This window comes from Nocardiopsis halotolerans DSM 44410 (assembly GCF_000341065.1).
Taxonomy (GTDB): Bacteria; Actinomycetota; Actinomycetes; order Streptosporangiales; family Streptosporangiaceae; genus Nocardiopsis; species Nocardiopsis halotolerans.
This window is the reverse complement of record NZ_ANAX01000275.1, coordinates 1-247: the sequence shown is the minus strand read 5'-3', so window position 1 is coordinate 247 and position 247 is coordinate 1. Positions and strand designations below refer to the sequence as shown.

The 247-nt window shown below is 70.0% G+C and carries 1 pseudogene; it reads right to left on the bottom strand.

The window, feature by feature from the left end:
• Positions 1–247, bottom strand: a pseudogene (locus tag D455_RS34900) (hypothetical protein); the annotation flags it as partial.

Genomic DNA, 247 nt, shown 5'->3' with positions numbered 1-247 from the left:
TGTCGTAGGGGGAGCGGGTGTGTGTGCCGGTGTCGTAGGGGGCGGGTGTGCTGAAGGTGTCGCGGGTGTGTGTGCCGGTGTCGAATCCGGCTTGTCCTGGTACGCCGAGGTCTCCGCGGTGGTGGGTTCCGCTGTCGTAGGCGGGCCGGTGATGGGTGCCGGTGTCGCGGTCGCTCCGGCCGAAGGGGGCGGTGGTGTGGGAGGGACCGGTGTCGAACTCTCTCTGTCCCGGTACGCCGAAGCCCCC